The organism is Deinococcus aestuarii (genome assembly GCF_018863415.1).
Classification (GTDB): Bacteria; Deinococcota; Deinococci; order Deinococcales; family Deinococcaceae; genus Deinococcus; species Deinococcus aestuarii.
Genome location: NZ_JAHKSN010000010.1, coordinates 98,435 through 116,330, shown reverse-complemented (window position 1 = coordinate 116,330; position 17,896 = coordinate 98,435). Strand labels below are relative to the sequence as shown.

Below are 17,896 nucleotides of genomic sequence, written 5' to 3'. Positions count from 1 at the left end.
GGGAAGTCGTCCGTGGGGAGGAGGTCGTATCCTCTGTTCTCCACTCCCTCCTCACCCCTTACCCCCGGCGGTACCGCAGCACCCGCCGCTCCAGCGCCACCACCGCCGTGTACAGCGCCACGCCGAGCAGGATCAGCAGCACGATGGCGGCGAACTGGCGGGGCGTGTTGTAGTACGCGCGGGCCTGGTTGACGGCGAAGCCCAGCCCCGGCTGGTTGCTCACGAACTCCCACACGACCGCGCCGATCAGCGCGAGACTCAGCGCCAGCCGCAGCCCGCCGAGCATGACGGGCAGGGCAGAGGGCAGTTCGAGGCGGGTCAGCCGCTGCCAGGGACCCGCGCGCAGGGTCGAGAACAGTTCGTGGTCGGTGGGCCGAACCTCCCGCACCCCCACGATGGTGGCGACCATGACGGGGTAGAGGGCGCTCAGGGCACTCACGAGCACGGCGGGCACCGCCCCGAAGCCGAACCACGTGATCAGCAGCGGCGCGAGCACCACGATGGGTGTGCTCTGCGAGGCGACCACGAAGGGGCTCAGGAAGCGTTCGAGCGCGCGGGACTTGCCGAGCGGATAGCCGATCAGCGCCCCGGCGAGGCTGCCCAGCAGCGCCCCGAGCAGGGCCACCCGCGCCGTCGCCCAGGTGAAGGCCACGAACTCGCCCGGTGTCTTGGCGAACTCCGCCCAGACCTGCCCGGGGCCGGGGAGGAGGAAGGGCTGATTGAGCAGCCGTGCTCCCAGCTCCCACAGCCCCAGCCCCACGAGCAGCGCGGCGATGGGGGCGAGCCAGCCCAGGCGCATCCGGCCCTTGGGGGCCACGACGAGCCGCGTGCTGTTCCCGGCGCCGAGCAGGGCGCGCAGGTGGGCCTCGACCGGGCTCGCCGCCGGGGCGTGGGTCTTTTGCCGGGTGTCCAGAATCTCCACGATCCGCCCCGCGCGCAGCACGGCCACCCGGTCGGCGAGGGTGGCGGCCTCCCGGATGGAGTGGGTCACGAGGACCGTCGTGCGCCCCGTCTTGTCGTGGAGGTGGCGCAGCTCGGCGTTGAAGCGCTCGCGCACGAGGGCGTCGAGCGCCGCGAAGGGCTCGTCGAGGAGCAGCACGTCGCCGCTCTGGGCGAGCGCGCGGGCGAGCGCCACCCGCGCCCGCATCCCGCCCGAGAGCTGCCCCGGGAAGTAGGCCGCGTAGTGATCCAGGCCGACGAGGTGCAGCGCCTCCCCCGGCTCCAGGCCGCCCCCCGCCCCGAGGTCTCGCGGCAGCCGCACGTTCCGCAGGGCGGTGCGCCACGGCAGCAGGCGGTCGTCCTGAAACATCAGCGCGGGCGGCGAGGCGACCTCCACCGTGCCCGCCTGGGGCCTGAGCAGCCCCGCCAGCACCCGCAGCAGGGTGCTCTTGCCCTCGCCGCTGGGGCCGATCACCGCCAGGAACTCGCCGTGCGGGACCGTCAGCGAGACGCCATCGAGGATCGTCAGCCCGCCCAGCCGCATGGTCACGCCGTCCAGCCGGATGGCGATGGAGGGGTCCTGCCGGGGGAGCTCCACCTGGCCGCGTTCGTGGGTGCCGGTCATGGGGCGGGCCTCCCCCGCGTGTTCACGAGGATGACGCCCGCCACCGCGATCAGACCGCCGACCAGGCTGACCGCGCCCGGCACCTCCCCCAGCCACAGCCACCCGATCAGAATGGCGAGCACCGGGCTGACGTACAGGAAGGAGGTCGTCGTGCTGGCGCCGACCCGCGAGAGGGCGAAGGTCCACGTCAGGTAGCCGACCACCGACGGGAAGAGCCCCAGGTAGATCACCGCGAGGTGGGCCGGGAGCGGAGCCGCCGCGAGCTGTGCCCCGAAGCCCGGCAGGAAGGCGAGCAGGGGCAGGGTCCCCAGCAGCAGGCTCCAGACCGTGAAGTGCAGGGGATTCATCCGTCTCAAGAGGGGCCGCTGAAACACGAAATACAGGCTGGTGAAAAAGGCCGCCGCCAGGATCAACAGCGCCCCGCGCGTGAACTCCACGCTCTCGCCGCGCCCGAGCACGATCAGAGCCACGCCGCCCAGGCTGATCCCGGTGCCCAGCCACCCCAGCGTGTTCAGCCGCTCCCCCGCGAAGCGCGTGGCGAGGAGCGCCGTGATGACGGGCCCCGCCGCGACGATCAGGCTGGCCGTCCCGGCGGGCACGCTGAGTTCGCCGATATTCAGCAGCAGGTGATAGAGAGTGATTCCCGCGAGGCTGAGCACGAAGATCTGCCCGAGGTCCCGCGCGGGCGGCACGGGGATGCGCGCGACCACGGCGTACACGATCAGGGCCGCCCCCGCCACCAGAAAGCGGTAGAGCGTGAGGTGCCCCGGTGTGAACGCCTCCAGTCCGGCCCGGATGCCCGCGAAGGCCGACGCCCAGAACACCAGGGTGACGAGGATCGCCCCCAGCGAGAGGGCGTCGAGACGACCGATCTGCGGCGCGCGGGAGGAGACGGATCGGCTCACGCCCGCCAGCCTAGCGCGGCCAGCCGGGGCGGGCGAGCGTGAGGGGGCCCTCAAGGCGGGCACATCCGCCCCGCACCCGGCCCGGGGAGCATGGCCTTTCCAGACGCACGGCCCGACCACCCAGGAGGTTTCCTTATGGACGAACGCAACAAGGGCGCCGGTGAGACCAACGAGTCGTACATGGGTGCTGGCGACAACGCCCCCGACGCGAACACCAACCTCGGCCCCGGGGTGCCCGGCAGCCCGGTGACGGGGGCCGACCGCGAGGCCACCGGAGCCATCACGGAGAGCCACGCGGACTCGGGGCAGGAGGGCGCCCTGCCCGCGGACGAGCAGAGCGACCCCGCCCGACAGATGGACAACAGCGGGATGCTCAAGCCCACCGGCGAGGGGCGGGACGCCGGGATCATCGGGGCGAGCGGCGACGACCGGAACGAGAACGGCTGAGCCCCCTCCGAGCCCCCCGGCCCGCGAGCCTATGCGGGCCGGGGGCTCTTTACGGTGACTTGGGGAAGCATTCACCGGGTCCATGAGAACACCCCCTAGACTGCCCGGAGCGGAGGAACCCTTCATGACGAATACGAACAGCGGTGAGCAGGGGAACAGCATGGACCAGGGCCGCCTGATCAGCGGGGCGGCGGGCGGCGCCCTGCTGCTGATGGGCCTGCGTCGGCGCGGCATCCTGGGCCTGGGTATGGCGGCGGTGGGCGGCTACCTCGCCTACCGCGCGGCGACCGGCAACGACCCGGTGATGGCGGCGGCGGGCCTGAGCGGCAACACGGCGGCGGCCAAGCCGATCTTCGTGGAGCACAGCGTGGTCATCGACCGCCCCGCCCAGCAGGTGTACGACTACTGGCGCAAGCTGGACAACCTGCCCAGCATCATGAGTCACCTGGAGACCGTCACCGTCCTCGACGAGCGCCGCAGCCGCTGGGTCGCCAAGGCGCCGCTGGGCACCCACGTCGAGTGGGAGGCCGAGATCGTCAACGACAAGCCCGGCGAGCGCATCGGCTGGCACAGCCTGCCCGGCGCCACCGTGGACAACGCGGGCAGCGTCCAGTTCGAGAACCTCCCGAACGGCGGCACCCGCGTCCACGTCGCTCTCTCCTACCGCCCGCCCGCCGGGGCGCTGGGCGCGGCCGTCGCCAAGCTCTTCGGCGAGGAGCCCAGCCAGCAGATCGCCGAGGACCTCCAGAAGTTCAAGCAGACCTTCGAGGGCTCGAACCCGGCGAACTGAGGGCGGAGGCGAGGAGGGGCGGGGCCGGGAAGGCCGACCGCCCCTCTTTTTCGCGTGATCTTCACCAGCTCAGGTCGTACCCGGTGACCCGTTTCGGCTGCGTGACACTTCCGGGCGTGTAGGGGTAGGTCACCAGATTCCAGCCTGCCCGGAGCCCGGAGAGGAGATCGGTCGTCCCGCCACGGCTGTAGACGAGGTATTTGTTGTTGTTCCGTGTCCGCGGCTCGCCCGCGTCATACTTCCGATTGGCATGGCTGTCCACGTAGCCGATCACCTGATAGACCTTCCAGGCAGGATTGGTTGGGAAATCGACTCCGAAGTTGCCCCCGTCTTCCAGGGAAATATCGATCTGCGGCACATCGGGGTTCACCGTCTCATCGAGGGAGAGACCCACGAAAGCGAGCCGCACGTCGCCACCACCCGGGGCTGTACCCGACAGGGTGCCCATGACGTCGTGGCCGGTCGGTATGCCCAGGAGGCCGCACGACGCCAGCACCGTCGGTAGGACCAGCAGGACGGTTCTGCCCATACAGATGATTGTAGCCTTGCTCGTCAGGTGCGGCTGAGAGACGGCCCTCTCCCGGAACTGCCCCTATTCCAGCCCGGTGCCCTCCTCCTGAGCAGGTAAGATCGGGCCGTTCAGGCCAGGCACCTCCTTCGCCCCCGCCGCGATCACCGTCTCGCTATGCACGTCGGCAGGAAAAGAGGCGTCTGCGGCAAGGGTGCCCGGCTGGTCCAGAAGCGTTCGGCCTGGGTAATCGAAGGTCACGCTGTGCTGCCTGAAAAACCTGGCGGGGAGAAACGCGGGGGCATCGAAGGCCGCCGGGGCGATCCGGTCGTGCTCCACCCCGAAGACTTGGCAGCCGTCAAGTGAGAGGGGGCGTCCCTGAACGGTCACCTCAGGGGGAGCAGGAGGGGTGATCCAGCCTCCGTCTTCCTGAACCGGGGCACCTGTGGATGGCAAGCCCAATTCTTCACGCAGCCGCCGCCCCAGCAACACCGCCCCTCCACCCGTGTCGAGGAGAGTCCCTATGCCCGCACGTCTGCTCAAGCCGGAGTGGTAGTCCAACCGCACAAAAGGCCGGTTATGAACGACCTGGAGCGGGAGTTCGAGCGGAGCCACGTCGTCACCCTACCAGGGGTGAAGGCACCAACCCGGCGAACTGAGGCCAGAGGGAACGGGAGCCGCCCCACCCTGGAGACGGCTCCCGTGTTTGGTCCCGGAGGTCAGAAGCTCAGGTCGTAGTTGTTGAAGGGCGTGCCGCTCTTGACGAGCCTGCCGTCTTGCACGAAGTTCCAGCCCTTGCTCAGCCCCGTCACGTTGCCGACGAAGTTGCTGGTGGTGTAGGCGAGAACCTTGCCACTCGACTGGGTGCGCGTCTCGCCCGGGTCGTAGCTGCCGTTGCCGTCGCGGTCGGCGTAGGCGATGACCTCGTACCCTCCGTCACGGGGGGAGGCGGGCAGGCTGAGGGCGTACACACCCCGGTCGGTGGGGGTCACGGCGAACTGTTCCACGCTCTCGTTGACGGCGCCGCCGAAGGTCAGGCCGAGCAGGGCCAGCCGGATGGTGCCCTGGTTCGTCGGGGCGCCCGTGATGTCGCCCGTCACGTCCCCATCGGGCACGCCGACCGTGCTGCAAGCGGCGATGACGAGGGGCAGCCCCAGCAAGAGGAGTTTTCGCATACGGGTCACTGTAGTCGTGCCCGTCCTGCCGGGGTGAAGGGAAGAGGCGCCGCCGGGAGGGCTCTCAGCTCATCTCCCCGTCAGCTTCGGGGGAAAGATGGGAGTTCAGGTCGGGGCCTGGGTCCGCTCCCTCCTCCACCACCGTCAGCGAGCGGAGGGTCGCGCCCTGGTGCCAGCCGTACCGGGGGTCTTTCAGGCCCAGCGCCTCCGCGACGGCGCGGGCGGTGGCGTGGTCGGGCTCGCCCTCCAGGCAGAAGAGGAGGAAGCGGCGGCCCCCCGGCGCGATGCGGATGAAGAGGTTGGGGTCGAGTTCGAGCTGCTGGGTACGGCTCACTTTCTCGGCGCGGCCCTGGGCGTAACGCAGCGCGTCGCGGATGCGGACGGTGACGGTGGGGAAACTCACGCACCCTCTCCCTTCCCGGCGCGCAGGCCGCCGAGCAGCATGTCGGCATAGCCCTCCGCCACGTCGCGCGGCGAGAGGGGGCCGCCGGGGCGGTACCAGGTATACGCCCAGTTCACGGCGGAGAGGATCAGGTTGGCGGCCATCCTCACGTCGAGGTCGGCGCGGAGCACCCCCTCGCCGACGCCCTGCCGCACGAGGTCACGGTAAAAGGTGTCGATGGTGTCGCGCCAGTCGGTGACGTGGCGGTACGCGGCGGGCGAGAGGTGCTTCCACTCGTGGAAGAACACGGTCGCGCTCTCCATGTTGTCGGCGACCACCCGCAGGTGGCGGTACATCGCCTCGCGCAGCTTGGCCTCGGCAGGAAGGGCCTCATCCCGCAGCGGGAAGAGGGCCGCGTCGAACTGCCGCGCCGCCCGGTTGACGATCTCGATCAGCAGTTCCTCCTTGCCGCTGATGTGGGCGTAGAGGCTGCCCCCCTGCATCCCCAGCTCCCCGGCGAGGTCGCGCATGCTCGTCGCGTGGTACCCGCGCTCGGAAAAGAGGCGGATCGCCACGTCGTGAATCTGCTCCCGGCGGGTCCGGGCGGGGGTGGGCGGGTCGGCGGGCAGGTCGGTCATGGGCGGGAAGGGCGCGCGGGGCGCGGTTGGGGCAGGCTACCACGCGGGGGAACGAACGTCCGTTTGGCCTGGGTAGACGCGCGGCGGGGCAGGGGTGGGAGAATGAACCCCATGACCTCCGAACCCCTCTCCCGCACGGGCGACCCGGCAGGGGTGCGCGACGCCGTGCGCGCCGTGCCCGCCTATCCCTTCACGCCGGTCGACGTGCCCGTCAAACTCGACCAGAACGAGAGCCCCTACGATTTCCCCGAGGGACTCAAGGCCCTCGCCGCCGAGCGGATGCTCGCCCGGCCCTGGAACCGTTACCCCGACCTGCACGCGGACACCCTGCGGGAGCGCGTCGCCGCCTTCGAGGGCTGGGACCCGGAGGGCGTGGTCGTCACGCCGGGGAGCAACGTCCTCATCAAGCTCCTCACCGAACTCGCGGGGATCGGGCAGACGGTCTTGACGGTCAGCCCCACCTTCAGCGTGTACACCCTGGAGGCGCAGCTTCTCGGCGCGCGGCTCGTGCAGGTGCCGCTCAACGCCGACTTCTCGCTGCCCGTGGAAGGGCTCAAGGCCGCCTTGCGCGAGAACCCCCCGGGCGTCCTGTACGTCACCCAGCCCCACGCGCCGACCGGCCACGCCGACCCGGAGGCCGCCGTGCGCGAGGTCGTGGGGGCGGCGGATAAGTGGGTCGTCGTCCTCGACGAGGCGTACCACCAGTTCAGCGGCACGGACTACCGGGGGCTGGTCCGGGCGGGCGGCAACCGGATCGGCCTGCGGACCTTCAGCAAGGCGTGGGGGCTGGCGGGTGTGCGGCTGGGCTACGCGCTCGGCACGCCCACGCTGGCCGCGCACGTGCAGAAGCTCGTCTCCGCCTTCAATGTGGGCACGCTCGCCCAGGCGGCGCTGGAGGTCGCGCTCGAACACCCCGGGTACGTGGAGGACCGCGCCCGCGAGGTCGTCGCCGAGCGGGCCCGCGTGCTCGCCGCGCTGGAGGGGCACCCCGTCTGGCGGGCCCACCCGAGCCAGGCCAACTTCTTCCTGCTGCGGACGCCGGACGCGGACGCCGCGTACCGTCACCTCCTCGCGCGCGGGATCGTGGTCCGCCGTCAGGACAGGTTGCCGGGCCTCCAGGGCTGCCTGCGGGTGGGCATCGGCACCCCCGCCGAGAACGACGCCCTGCTGGCGGCGGCGCGCGCCTTCCGGTAGAGGTGTGGGAGGCGACCGACCCCGCCCGAGGTCAGGTCACACAGCGGCCCGCGTCAGGGGGGTAACCTCCTTGCTGCCTCCCTATGGACCCCTTCGCCGCGCCCCCCGACCTCCCGCCCCGCTCCGCGCTCGTGCGGGAGTGCACGGCGTGTGGGGCGTGCTGCGCGGCGCCCGACATCCACGCGCTCGGCAAGCCGCTGGGGGTGACGTGCGTCCACCTGGGGCCGGACTGTCTGTGTGCCGTGTACGCGGCGCGGCCCGGAGTGTGCCGCAACTACCGGCCCGACTGGGTGTGCGGCGAGGTCGCGCCCCTGCCCACCCTGGCGGCGCGGGTGGAGCGGTTTCTCCAGCTTTACGGGCTGGAGGAAGAGGCTCTGGCCGCCCGCTGAGAGGAGGGCCGGGTCACAGCCCCACCCACCCCAGCCCGGCGCAGGCCCCGACGACCGCCCAGGCCGGAAGCCGCCCCGCCGTCAGTCCCGCGTAGGCGAGCAGGGCCAGGGCCAGCTCACGCGGGCCACGGACGCCGGAAGTGAAGACCGGATCGTACAGCGCGGCGAGGAGCACCCCCACCACCCCGGCATTCAGGCCAGCCAGGGCCGAGCGTGCGGCGGGCCGGGCGGCCAGCGTCGCCCAGAAGGGGAGGGTGCCCGCCATCAGCAGCGCGCCGGGCAGGAAGACACCGAGGGTGGCGATGACCGCCCCGGCCCAGGCCGGAATCGCCGTCTGCGCCGCGCCGAGGTAGGTGGCGAAGGTGAAAAGCGGCCCCGGCACCGCGTTCGCCGCCCCGTACCCCGCGACGAAGGTCTCGTGGGTCAGGAAGCGGGGCACGAGGCCCGTCTCCAGCAGCGGCAGCACGACGTGCCCCCCGCCGAAGACCAGCGCCCCCGCCCGGAAGGTCGCGTCCGCGAGCGCCCACCCGGCCCCCAGCGGCGCGAGGAGGGGGAGCAGGAGCAGTCCCGCGCAGGCGAGCAGCAGCGCCGCCCCCACCCGGCGCGGGACGGGCACGCGCGGCAGGCTGCCCCCTCCCCCCGTGCCCGCCGGAAGGAAGCGCCACCCCACCACCGCACACGCCACGAGCGCCCCCACCTGCGCGGGTGCCCCCGGCACGAGCACGAGTGCCGCCGCCACCCCCAGCGCCAGCCCAGCCCGCCGCCGGTCGGTCACGAGGCTTCCCCACATCCCCGCCACCGCCTGCGCGACGACGGCGACCGCCGCGACCTTGAGCCCCGCGAGCCACCCCGCGTCTCCCAGGCTGCCCGCGCCCGCCACCCCGCGCGCGAAGGCGAACATCAGCAGGGCGCTCGGCAGGGTAAAACCCGCCCACGCGGCGAGCATCCCCGCCCACCCGGCCCGCAGCAGGCCCACGGCCATCCCCGTCTGGCTGCTCGCGGGTCCCGGCAAAAACTGGGCGAGCGCCACCACGTCCGCGTACCCCGCCTCGCTCAGCCAGCCGCGCCGCGTCACCAGCTCCGCGCGGAAGTAGCCCAGGTGCGCCACCGGCCCCCCGAAGCTTGTCAGTCCCAGCCGCAGGAACACCGTGAAGACTTCGAGGGCACGCATCGGGCCCAGCCTACCGGGCGGAGGTCGGGGCGGGCTTCGGGAGGCCCGTGAGGGAAACCAGGCCCCGGGCCTCCCCGAACCAAAGAGAAACGGCCCCCGCCGAAGCAGGAGCCCTCCCGTTTTGCTGGTTGCTGGCGACTGGCCGCGCTCCCTCAGTCGTCCGCCGCCTGCCCGCCCTTTTTCGGCACGGCGGGGTTTTCCACGAAAACGGTGGGGTCGAGCCGGTCCATGCCGAAGCCCTTCTCGTAGTCCTGAATCTTGACGTGGAGGCGGCGCACGTCGCCCTCGACCTGACCGTAGTCGAAGGTGTCGAAGATGGCGGTCGTCTTGAAGTTGCCGCCCTCGAAATCGGGCACCTCGCGCGTCTTCTTGATGCCCTCCTCCAGCGCCTTGCGGCTCTCGATGCCGAGGTTGCGGAAGGCGACCTGCATCACGTCGCGGTTGAAGTCGCGCGGGCCGTAGATTCCGGCCCGGTAGACCGTCTCCGAGAACTCCTGCCAGTCGGGGACGAGCTGCGCGGCGGGCATCGAGAACTGCCCGATCACGTTCTTGATGGCGTCGAGCGTGCGCTCGGGGTAGTAGTAGAGGTACATCCGCACGCCCTCAAGGAAGAAGTTGTAGTGCGCCGCCTCGTCCACCGCGATGGTCTGCGCGACCTTGGCGAGCACCGGGTCCGAGATGCCCGCGAGGTGCGGCTTCTCGCTCTTGCCCTGGGCGATCTTCATCATGTTCAGGTAGTTGAGCTGGGTGGCCCGCTCCTGAAACACGGTGTACACGAGGTTGTGAATCGCGTCGGGAAAGGGCAGCTCCCACGTCTGCGACTTCAGGCGGTGCTTGTACTCGGCGATCCACTCGGGGCTGCGCTGCTCGGAAAAGAGCACGGCGTTTTCCCAGGCGTCGGCGTGCTTTTCCTCCTCGCTGCCCCAGCGGAGCTGGAAGTGGCTGCGGCCGTGTGAGCGGCGGACGAGGTGCAGCAGGCTGCTCGTGAAGTCGGGCGCGTACTGCTCGACCGCGAAAAAGCCCTGCATCACGGTCACGATCTCGGGCGGGAGGGTCTTGCTCATCGCCCGCCAGTCGAAGCTCTGGTCGGGGTTCCAGTTGCGCGTCTCCTGGCTGCGCGCCGTGTACCAGCGGTACAGCCCGAGGAAGCCGCGTTCGATCAGACGGTCTTTTTCCGCGTTGCTCAGCAGCCCGGCGGGGGTCCGCGGGCGTTCGTTCAACATGTTGGGGGGCATGATGTCGGCCATGACAAGGCTCCTTGCCGTCCCGGCGAGGTGGTGCAGGGTGGGGACGGTACGCAGTCAGGCTATCCCCCCCCGTCCGGCGGGGCCGTGAACTGGGACGCGGTGCAAGGGGCAGGGACCTTCACGCTTCGTTGGGGTGGGGGGAGGGGGAGGTCCTTTCCGGGAAAGCCCCCCTAGCCCTCGCCCACCCCGTCCACAGTTCGCGCCGAGCGGGGGCCGCTACACTCTCGCCATGAGCCTTCTCGGTCAGCCCGCGCCCGATTTCACGCTCCCCTCCACGGGCGGCGAGCCGGTGACCCTGAGCAGTTACCGCGGGCACAGGCACGTGGTCCTGGTGTTCTATCCCCTCGACTTCAGCCCGGTGTGCTCCATGCAACTGCCCGAGTATTCCGGGCGCCAGGACGACTTCGCCGAGGTGGGCGCCGTGGTCCTGGGGGTCAACCGCGACAGCGTGTACGCCCACAAGGCCTGGGCCGCCGAGTACGGCATCGAGGTGCCGCTCCTCGCCGACATGAACCTCGCGGTCGCCCGGCAGTACGGGGTCGCCATCGACGAGCGCGGCATCAGCGGGCGGGCTGTCTTCCTGATCGACCGGGCGGGCGTCGTGCGCTTCGAGCATGTGGAGGCCAAGACGAGCGAGTACACGGTGAGGCCGGAAGTGGTGCTGGGCAAGATCGCGGCGCTGTAAAAGGACAAGGCTGGATAAGCCTTCAGGCCGAGGCATGGGGGAGGGCGGGCACGGCACACTCCAGCCATGTCCGCCCTTCCTGAATCCGTCTCCTACGAGGCGTTTGTGGCTCTGCATACCCAGCCCCTCGCCCCCTGGAAGTCGGCGCTGGAGGAGGTGCGCGCCCGCCACGCCCTGCCGCCGGGCGAGTTCCGCCGCTTCCCCCTCGGCAAGAACGCGGTCTTCGCCCTCGCTGACGTGGCCGTGAAGCTCGTGCCGCCCCTGTGGTCCGGGGACGCGCGGCGCGAGGCGGCGGCGTTGCGGCTGGTACGGGGCCGGTTGTCGCTGCCCACGCCGGAGGTCGTCGCGTCCGGTGAACTCGGGGCCTGGCGCTACGTCGTCACGGCCCGGCTGCCCGGTCGCCCCCTGCGCGAGGTCTGGTGGGACCTGCCCGGAGCCGAGCGGGCACGGTTGGCGGAGGAGCAGGCGGCACTCCTGCGCGAGGTCCACGCGGTCCAACTTGACCCCGCTGCCGCCGCCGAGCTGCACTTCGACTGGCCGGGTCTGCTGCTCGTTCAGGGCCTCGAACTGCCGCGCGAGCTGCGGGCCCCACCCGTTTTGAGGGAGGGTGCGGCGGCTTTTCTGGAAGGCGTCTTCCGCGCCGGGCCGGGGTTCGCCCGCCCTCACGCCCTGCTGCACGGCGACCTGAACTTCCTGAACCTGCTGTGCGAGGAGCGAGATGGACGGGTGACCTTGACCGCCCTGATCGACTGGAGCGACGCCCGCCTCGGCCCCCCGACCCACGACCTCATCTCGCCCGCCGTGAACCAGTTTCGCCGCGATCCCGCCGCCCGCCGTGCCTGGAGCGCCGCCTTGGGGCTCACCCCCGACGACGTGCGGGAGGCGACCGCCCGCGCCCTGCTGTATTACCCGGACGAGTGGGCGGGTCTGCTGGCGGACCTTGGGGCGCAGGGGGCGAGGGACTGGCCGGAGGTCGGTGCCGTCTTGTTCGGCCTGACCTGAAGCTCCCGGACTGCGCCACTCGGCGGATGCCGCCCCTCTCCCCATTGCTCTAGCCTGAAGGGATGCAAGGTGCGCCCGGCCCCTCCTCGACCCTTCCGTCTCCACCGCGCTCCGGGGCCGCGCGGGTGCTGCGCGAGTACCTGGGGCCGCTGCGCGGGCAGGTGGCCGCCCTCGCCGCCCTGCTGCTGACGGGCACGGGCCTGAACCTGCTGTTGCCGCAACTGCTCCGGCAATTCGTGGACGGGGCGAAGTTGGGTGCGGGGGCCGACGTGGGCCTCCTCGCGCGGCTGGCGGGGGCCTACATCGCGCTCGGCGTGGGGGTACAACTCCTCACGGCGGGGGCGACGTACGTGGGGGCGCAGGTGGGGTGGACGGCCACCAATAGATTGCGCGCGGACCTGATGCGCCACCTCCTCTCCCTCGACCTGCGCGAGCACCAGGAACGCACCCCCGGCGAGATGATCGAGCGCATCGACGGGGACGTGACGGCCCTGAGCAACTTCTTCTCCCAGTTCGCGGTGCGCGTGTTCGGCGCGGCCCTGCTCCTCGCGGGCGCCCTCGTGATGTTCTTCCTGGAGGACTGGCGGGTCGGGCTGGGCGTGGCCGTCTTCGCCGCCGTGACGCTCCTCGCCCTGAACCGCACCCGGCGGGCGGGGGTCGAGCCCACCCGGCTGGAGCGCGAGAGCAGCGCCCGGCTCTTCGGCTACGTGGAGGAGCGGCTGGCGGGCCTGGAGGACGTGCGCGCGCTGGGGGCGGGCGAACACCACCTGCGCGGCTTCCTGCGGGTGCAGCGCGAGTTCTTCGGGCGCAGCACGTGGTCGTGGCGGCGCCGCAGCATCGTGTGGCAGGTCAGCATGGCCCTCTTTGCCGTCGGGTACGTGGGCGTGCTCGGCGCGGCGGTCGGCTTGTACGCGGCGGGGGCGATCACGCTGGGCACGGCCTTTCTCCTCTACCAGTACATGAGCATGGTGGAAGAACCCATCGACCAGCTCACCCAGCAGCTTCAGGACCTGCAAAAGGCGGGGGCCAGCCTCGTGCGCGTGGGCGAATTGCTGGGGCTTCAGTCCGCCCTGCCGGAGGGACCGCGTGATCTCCCATTCGGCCCCCTCGACCTGACCTTCGAGGACGTGACCTTCAGCTACGTGCCGGGGGACCCCACCGCCCGGCCCGTCTTGCAGGGCGTGAGCTTCCACCTCCCCGCCGGGCAGACCCTCGGCCTCCTGGGGCGCACCGGGAGCGGCAAGACGAGCCTCACGCGGCTGGTCTCGCGCCTGTTCGACCCGACCACCGGACATGTGCGTTTGGGCGGCCTCGACACCCGCGAGGTGCGGCTGGAGAGCTTGCGAACCCGCGTCGCCGTCGTCACCCAGGACGTGCAACTTTTCCAGGCCAGCGTGCGCGACAACCTCAGCTTCTTCGACCCGGAGGTGCCCGACGGGCGGGTGGAGGCCGCCCTGCGCGAGGTGGGGCTGGGAGAGTGGCTCGCCCGCCTCCCCGAGGGCGTCCGCACCCCCCTCCCCACCGGGAGCCTCAGCGCGGGGCAGGCCCAGCTCCTCGCCTTCGCGCGGGTGATGCTGCGCGACCCTGCCGTCGTCATCCTCGACGAGCCCAGCAGCCGCCTCGACCCCGCCACCGAAACGCAGCTCACCCGGGCGATGACCCGGCTGCTGACCGGGCGCACCGCCATCGTGATCGCGCACCGCCTGGAGACGGTGGCCCGTGCCGACCGCATCCTCGTCCTGGGGGAGGGCCGGGTGCTGGAGGACGGCCCCCGCGCCCTGCTGGCCCGCGATCCCGGAAGCCACTACGCGGGGCTGCTGCGGGCCGGGCTGGACGGGGCCGAGGTGGAAGGGGTGCTGGCGTGAGGGGGTTGTGGGGAAAAGCCCGTGCATCCCGAATCGCTGTTTTTGTTCCTACGACCTACAACCCACACCCTACAGCCTTCCCTCGGAGCCTCCCATGACCACCTCCCCGCCCCCCGCCGCCCAGGACCGCACCCTCGCCCTCTCCGGTCGGCTCTTCGCCTACCGCCCGTGGCTCTTCGCGGTCAACCTGATCCTGTGGACGCTGGTGCGGATCGCGCCCGCCCTGCTCACAGTGGCGGTGAGCGACGTGTTCCGGGAGTTGGAGGAGGCCGAGCGGCTGCGGGCGGGCGGCGAGGCCATCGGAACGGCCCTGGCGGCGGCGTGGGTGGCGGTCGGGTGGTTCGCGTTCGTGCGGGTCAGCCGTTTCGGCATCTTCTACGGGGGGTTCCGGGTCTGGATCGAGTTGTGGTACACCCTCGACGCGCTCGTGCGGCGCAACCTGCTGGGCTACCTCCTCACCGCGCGGGGCTCGCGCCGCCTGCCCGACACGCCCGCCGAGGCGGTCAGCCGCTTCCGCGACGACGTGGACGACGTGGCCGCCTACACCGAGGTCTGGGTGGACGGGGTGGGCTTCGTCGCCTACTCGGTGATCGCCGTCGTCCTGATGAGCCGAGTGGATCCCCTGATCACCGCGCTCGTGTGCGCGCCGCTGCTCCTGATGGTCGTCTTCGTGCAGCGCCTCTCGCCCGTCATCCGCGCCTACCGCCGCCGCCTGCGCGAGGCGACCGCCCGGGTGACCGACTTCATCGGCGAGAGCTTCGGGGCCGTCTCGGCGGTCAAGCTCGCCGCCCGCGAGGGGGGGATGGTCGCGCACCTTGCCGCGCTGGGAGAGGTCCGCCGCCGCGCCGCCCTGCGCGACGTGCTCCTCACCGAGCTGATTCGGGGCGTGAACACCAACATGGTGAACGTGGCGGTCGGGCTGGTGCTCCTCCTCGGCGCGAGCCGGGTGCGCGGCGGCACGATGGACGTGGCCGACTTCGTGCTCTTCATCGGCCTGCTGCCGCGCCTGACCGGCAGCATGGGCTTTTTCGGCGACGCCATCGCCCGCCACCGCCGCACCGGGGTCAGCTACGACCGCATGGAGCGCCTCTTGCAGGATGCGCCCCCCGGCACCCCCGTCGCCCACCACCCCACCTACCTCCACGAGGACCCGCCCGCCCCGCTCCCCGCGCCCCGGCCCCTTCCCCTGCGCGAGCTGAGCGTCGAAGCGTTGACCGCCCACCACGCCAGCGGCTTGGGCGTCACCGACGTGAGCTTCACCGTGCGCCGGGGCGAGTTCGTGGTCGTCACCGGGCGCATCGGCAGCGGCAAGACGACCCTGCTGCGGGCCCTCCTGGGCCTGGTCCCCATTGATGCGGGCCGCATCCTCTGGAACGGGGAGGAGGTGCCCGACCCCGCCACCTTCCTCGTGCCGCCCCGCGCGGCGTACACGGCGCAACTGCCCGGCCTCTTCTCCGAGACCCTGCGCGAGAACGTGCTGACGGGCGCGGACGAGGAGCGGCTGGGGCGAGCCGTGCGGCTGGCCGTCCTCGAACCCGACCTCGCGGGGCTTCCGGGGGGGCTGGACACCCAGGTCGGGGCGCGCGGCGTCAAGCTCTCGGGCGGGCAGGTGCAGCGCACGGCGGTCGCCCGGATGCTCGCCCAGCACGCCGATCTCCTCGTGTTCGACGACGTGTCGAGTGCGCTCGACGCCCGCACCGAGGCGCTGCTGTGGGAGGGCCTCTTCCGCGAGGAGGGGACGACCTGCCTCGTCGTCTCCCACCGCCGCGCCGCCCTGACCCGCGCCGACCGCATCCTGATCCTGGAGGGCGGGCGCCTCACGGGCGAGGGCACCCTCCCCGAACTGCTGGAGCGCAGCGAGGAGATGCGGGCGCTGTGGGCGGAGGAGAGCCAGGGCGTGTAGGCCGAGGATGGACACAAAAAAGGCGTGCCTGTGGTGGCGGGCGCGCCTTAAGTCAGACGGGAACGTAAGGAATTCGAACCCTTGAGCCGCAACCCGGACGACTGGGCGTCCCTCCGGCTCATCGGGTCCAGCCACCCTGACGAGCCCTCAACGGGGACGCCCACATTCAACCACTCTGTCAACGCCCGTCCGCTCTGATCCTACCCAAGGTCAGAAACATCCTCTCCTCGGCCCATACGCCTGACCACTCATCCCCGCCCCCGCAGATACTCCTGAAACCAGAAGTAACTGTCCTTGGGCGTCCGGGTCAGCGTCTCGAAATCGACGTGGACGAGGCCGAAGCGCTGGCTGTACCCCTCCGCCCACTCGAAGTTGTCGAGCAGGCTCCACACGAAGTAGCCGCGCACGTCCGCCCCCTGGGTCATCGCCTCCCAGACGGCCTCCAGGTGCGCCTCGTGGTAGCGGATGCGGGCCTCGTCGCGCACGCGCCCCCGCTCGTCCACCCGGTCGGGGTAAGAGCACCCGCTCTCCGTCACATACAGGGGCGGGCAGGCGTCCCCGTACCGTTCCTTGAGTCCGGTCAGCGCCTGCGTCAGCCCCTCGGGCACGACGGACCAGCCGAAGCCCGTCTTCTCGCGCCCCGGGACGCTCCCCGCGTGGCCCCCGAATGGCGAGAAGAGGTCGGCGCGCACCCAGTCGGGCTGGTAGTAGTTCACGCCCAGGAAATCGAGGGGCGCGGCGATGACGCCCAGGTCGCCGGGCCGCACCGCCTCCAGCACGTCAGGCACGCGCTCGGACAGCAGCTCGGTCACCTCTGCGGGATACTCGCCCCTGAGCAGCGGGTCGGTGAACAGCCAGTTGCGCCACGCGTCCAGCCGCGCCGCGGCCCGTTCGTCCGTCTCCCGGTCGCTCGCGGGCCACGACGGGGCATAGTTGTTGGCGAGGCCGACCCGCCGCGCCCCCGCCTCGCGCAGCGCCCGCACCGCCAGCCCGTGCCCGAGGAGTTGATGGTGCGCCACCGGGAACCCGGCCAGCCCCAGCCGCTTCCCGGGCGCATGGTTGCCGAAGATGTGCCCCAGCAGGAACACGACGACGGGTTCGTTCAGGGTCATGAAGCCGCTCACCCGGTCGGCGAGGCGTTCGCCGACCAGAAAGGCGTACTCCTCGAAGCGGTGGGCCGTGTCGCGACTTCTCCAGCCGCCCGCGTCCTCCAGCGCCTGCGGCAGGTCCCAGTGGTAGAGGGTCGCCCAGGGCTGGATGCCCGCCCCCAGCAGCTCGTCTACCAGGCGGTCGTAGAAGGCGAGGCCCGCCTCGTTCGCCCGCCCGCGCCCTTCCGGCTGAATGCGCGGCCAGGCGATGCTGAAGCGGTAGGCCGTGAGCCCCAGGTCCCGCATCAGCGCCACATCCTCACGGTAACGGTGGTAATGGTCGCAGGCCACGTCTCCGTTGTCGCCGCCCTTCACGTGCCCCCGGGTGTGGGAGAAGGTGTCCCAGATGCTCGCGCCGCGCCCACCCTCGCGCACCGCCCCCTCGATCTGGTAGGCCGCCGTGGCCGCGCCCCACAGGAAATCCGATGGAAGATTCGTCATGGGGGCATTTTGCTGGTGGAGAATGTCGACGTGACGCCGAACGTGTTGAGCCTACGTTGGCCTCCCAACAGTGCCGGTGAGGGTCGAGAGGTTGAAGTCCTCGTAGACGGGTGAACCTCATCGAGCGGGCACGGGCCTGGGAGGTCGAGCACACGCCCGAGCCGAAGCTCGCTGGGAGTTATTCCAGCGTGAAGGAGTGGAACGCGCAGGACGACTGACGTGAGTGGGTTACCCCCACACAGGACCCGGTGAGCCTGTTGGTCTGCGAGTGCGGCGAGTGGGGGTGCTGGCCCCTCCGGGCTCGCGTGACCCGTAAAGGCGATCACGTCGTCTGGAGCGACTTCGAGCAGCCACGCCGTCGGGGCAAATGGTCCTACGACGGCTTCGGACCGTTCGTATTCGACGCCGTGCAGTATGACGCTCAGGTGAGGGCTCTGCTGAA

Annotated in this window: 18 protein-coding genes; 8 read left to right on the top strand and 10 right to left on the bottom strand. The window is 71.2% G+C overall.

What is annotated here, in order from left to right:
• Positions 1-58: 58 nt before the first annotated feature.
• Both IC605_RS13440 and IC605_RS13435 read right to left on the bottom strand, forming a co-directional pair.
• On the bottom strand, positions 59-1,564 hold the full coding sequence (locus IC605_RS13440) for an ABC transporter permease subunit (protein WP_216324822.1): 1,506 nt from the start codon (positions 1,562-1,564) through the stop codon (positions 59-61).
• Positions 1,561-2,469 carry a DMT family transporter gene (locus IC605_RS13435; RefSeq protein ID WP_216324819.1) on the bottom strand — a complete coding sequence of 303 codons (909 nt, stop codon included), beginning with the start codon at positions 2,467-2,469 and terminating at the stop codon, positions 1,561-1,563. Before IC605_RS13435 ends, IC605_RS13440 begins: the two co-directional genes overlap by 4 nt.
• A gap of 135 nt (positions 2,470-2,604) precedes the next feature.
• Here IC605_RS13435 and IC605_RS13430 point away from each other — a divergent pair, with 135 nt between their 5' ends.
• Positions 2,605-2,916, top strand: coding sequence for a hypothetical protein (locus tag IC605_RS13430; protein ID WP_216324816.1), 312 nt, complete (start codon positions 2,605-2,607; stop codon positions 2,914-2,916).
• Positions 2,917-3,040: 124 nt separating this feature from the next.
• Complete coding sequence (locus IC605_RS13425; protein ID WP_216324814.1) at positions 3,041-3,706, top strand: SRPBCC family protein; 666 nt, start codon at positions 3,041-3,043, stop codon at positions 3,704-3,706.
• A gap of 61 nt (positions 3,707-3,767) precedes the next feature.
• Here IC605_RS13425 and IC605_RS13420 read toward each other — a convergent pair whose 3' ends face one another.
• The 5 genes from IC605_RS13420 to IC605_RS13400 all read right to left on the bottom strand — a co-directional run bounded on the left by IC605_RS13420 (position 3,768) and on the right by IC605_RS13400 (position 6,409).
• On the bottom strand, positions 3,768-4,235 hold the full coding sequence (locus IC605_RS13420; protein ID WP_216324811.1) for a hypothetical protein: 468 nt from the start codon (positions 4,233-4,235) through the stop codon (positions 3,768-3,770).
• Positions 4,236-4,298: 63 nt separating this feature from the next.
• On the bottom strand, positions 4,299-4,757 hold the full coding sequence (locus IC605_RS13415) for a hypothetical protein (RefSeq protein ID WP_216324808.1): 459 nt from the start codon (positions 4,755-4,757) through the stop codon (positions 4,299-4,301).
• 176 nt (positions 4,758-4,933) lie between these two features.
• A complete protein-coding gene (locus IC605_RS13410; RefSeq protein WP_216324805.1) occupies positions 4,934-5,389 on the bottom strand; it encodes a hypothetical protein in 456 nt (151 codons plus the stop codon).
• A gap of 64 nt (positions 5,390-5,453) precedes the next feature.
• Positions 5,454-5,792, bottom strand: a complete 339-nt coding sequence (locus IC605_RS13405; RefSeq protein WP_216324802.1) for a hypothetical protein — start codon at positions 5,790-5,792, stop codon at positions 5,454-5,456.
• The gene (locus IC605_RS13400) at positions 5,789-6,409 is read right to left on the bottom strand and encodes a TetR/AcrR family transcriptional regulator (RefSeq protein WP_216324799.1); all 621 of its coding nucleotides are present in this window, start codon (positions 6,407-6,409) and stop codon (positions 5,789-5,791) included. Before IC605_RS13400 ends, IC605_RS13405 begins: the two co-directional genes overlap by 4 nt.
• Before the next feature lie 111 nt (positions 6,410-6,520).
• Between IC605_RS13400 and IC605_RS13395 the strand changes: the two genes are divergently transcribed.
• Both IC605_RS13395 and IC605_RS13390 read left to right on the top strand, forming a co-directional pair.
• Positions 6,521-7,603 (top strand): pyridoxal phosphate-dependent aminotransferase, encoded by a 1,083-nt coding sequence (locus tag IC605_RS13395; protein ID WP_216324796.1) that lies wholly within the window; start codon positions 6,521-6,523, stop codon positions 7,601-7,603.
• Positions 7,604-7,686: 83 nt separating this feature from the next.
• Positions 7,687-7,992, top strand: coding sequence for a YkgJ family cysteine cluster protein (locus tag IC605_RS13390; RefSeq protein ID WP_216324792.1), 306 nt, complete (start codon positions 7,687-7,689; stop codon positions 7,990-7,992).
• Positions 7,993-8,005: 13 nt separating this feature from the next.
• Here the strand turns inward: IC605_RS13390 and chrA are convergent, their stop codons facing one another.
• Positions 8,006-9,163, bottom strand: a complete 1,158-nt coding sequence (chrA, locus tag IC605_RS13385) for a chromate efflux transporter (RefSeq protein ID WP_216324788.1) — start codon at positions 9,161-9,163, stop codon at positions 8,006-8,008.
• A 152-nt stretch (positions 9,164-9,315) separates the two neighbouring features.
• A complete protein-coding gene (locus IC605_RS13380; RefSeq protein ID WP_216324785.1) occupies positions 9,316-10,410 on the bottom strand; it encodes an acyl-ACP desaturase in 1,095 nt (364 codons plus the stop codon).
• A gap of 229 nt (positions 10,411-10,639) precedes the next feature.
• Between IC605_RS13380 and IC605_RS13375 the strand changes: the two genes are divergently transcribed.
• The 4 genes from IC605_RS13375 (at position 10,640) to IC605_RS13360 (ending at position 15,865) form a co-directional block, all read left to right on the top strand.
• Entirely contained in the window at positions 10,640-11,095 is a 456-nt protein-coding gene (locus IC605_RS13375; RefSeq protein ID WP_216324782.1) for a peroxiredoxin, read from the top strand.
• Between the two features lie 66 nt (positions 11,096-11,161).
• On the top strand, positions 11,162-12,097 hold the full coding sequence (locus IC605_RS13370) for a phosphotransferase family protein (RefSeq protein ID WP_216324779.1): 936 nt from the start codon (positions 11,162-11,164) through the stop codon (positions 12,095-12,097).
• 62 nt (positions 12,098-12,159) lie between these two features.
• Positions 12,160-13,962, top strand: coding sequence for an ABC transporter ATP-binding protein (locus tag IC605_RS13365; RefSeq protein ID WP_216324776.1), 1,803 nt, complete (start codon positions 12,160-12,162; stop codon positions 13,960-13,962).
• Between the two features lie 94 nt (positions 13,963-14,056).
• Positions 14,057-15,865: an ABC transporter ATP-binding protein gene (locus tag IC605_RS13360; RefSeq protein WP_216324773.1), complete on the top strand. Its 1,809-nt coding sequence runs from the start codon at positions 14,057-14,059 to the stop codon at positions 15,863-15,865.
• 248 nt (positions 15,866-16,113) lie between these two features.
• Here the strand turns inward: IC605_RS13360 and IC605_RS13355 are convergent, their stop codons facing one another.
• Entirely contained in the window at positions 16,114-17,454 is a 1,341-nt protein-coding gene (locus IC605_RS13355; RefSeq protein ID WP_216324770.1) for a GH1 family beta-glucosidase, read from the bottom strand.
• Between the last annotated feature and the right edge of the window lie 442 nt (positions 17,455-17,896).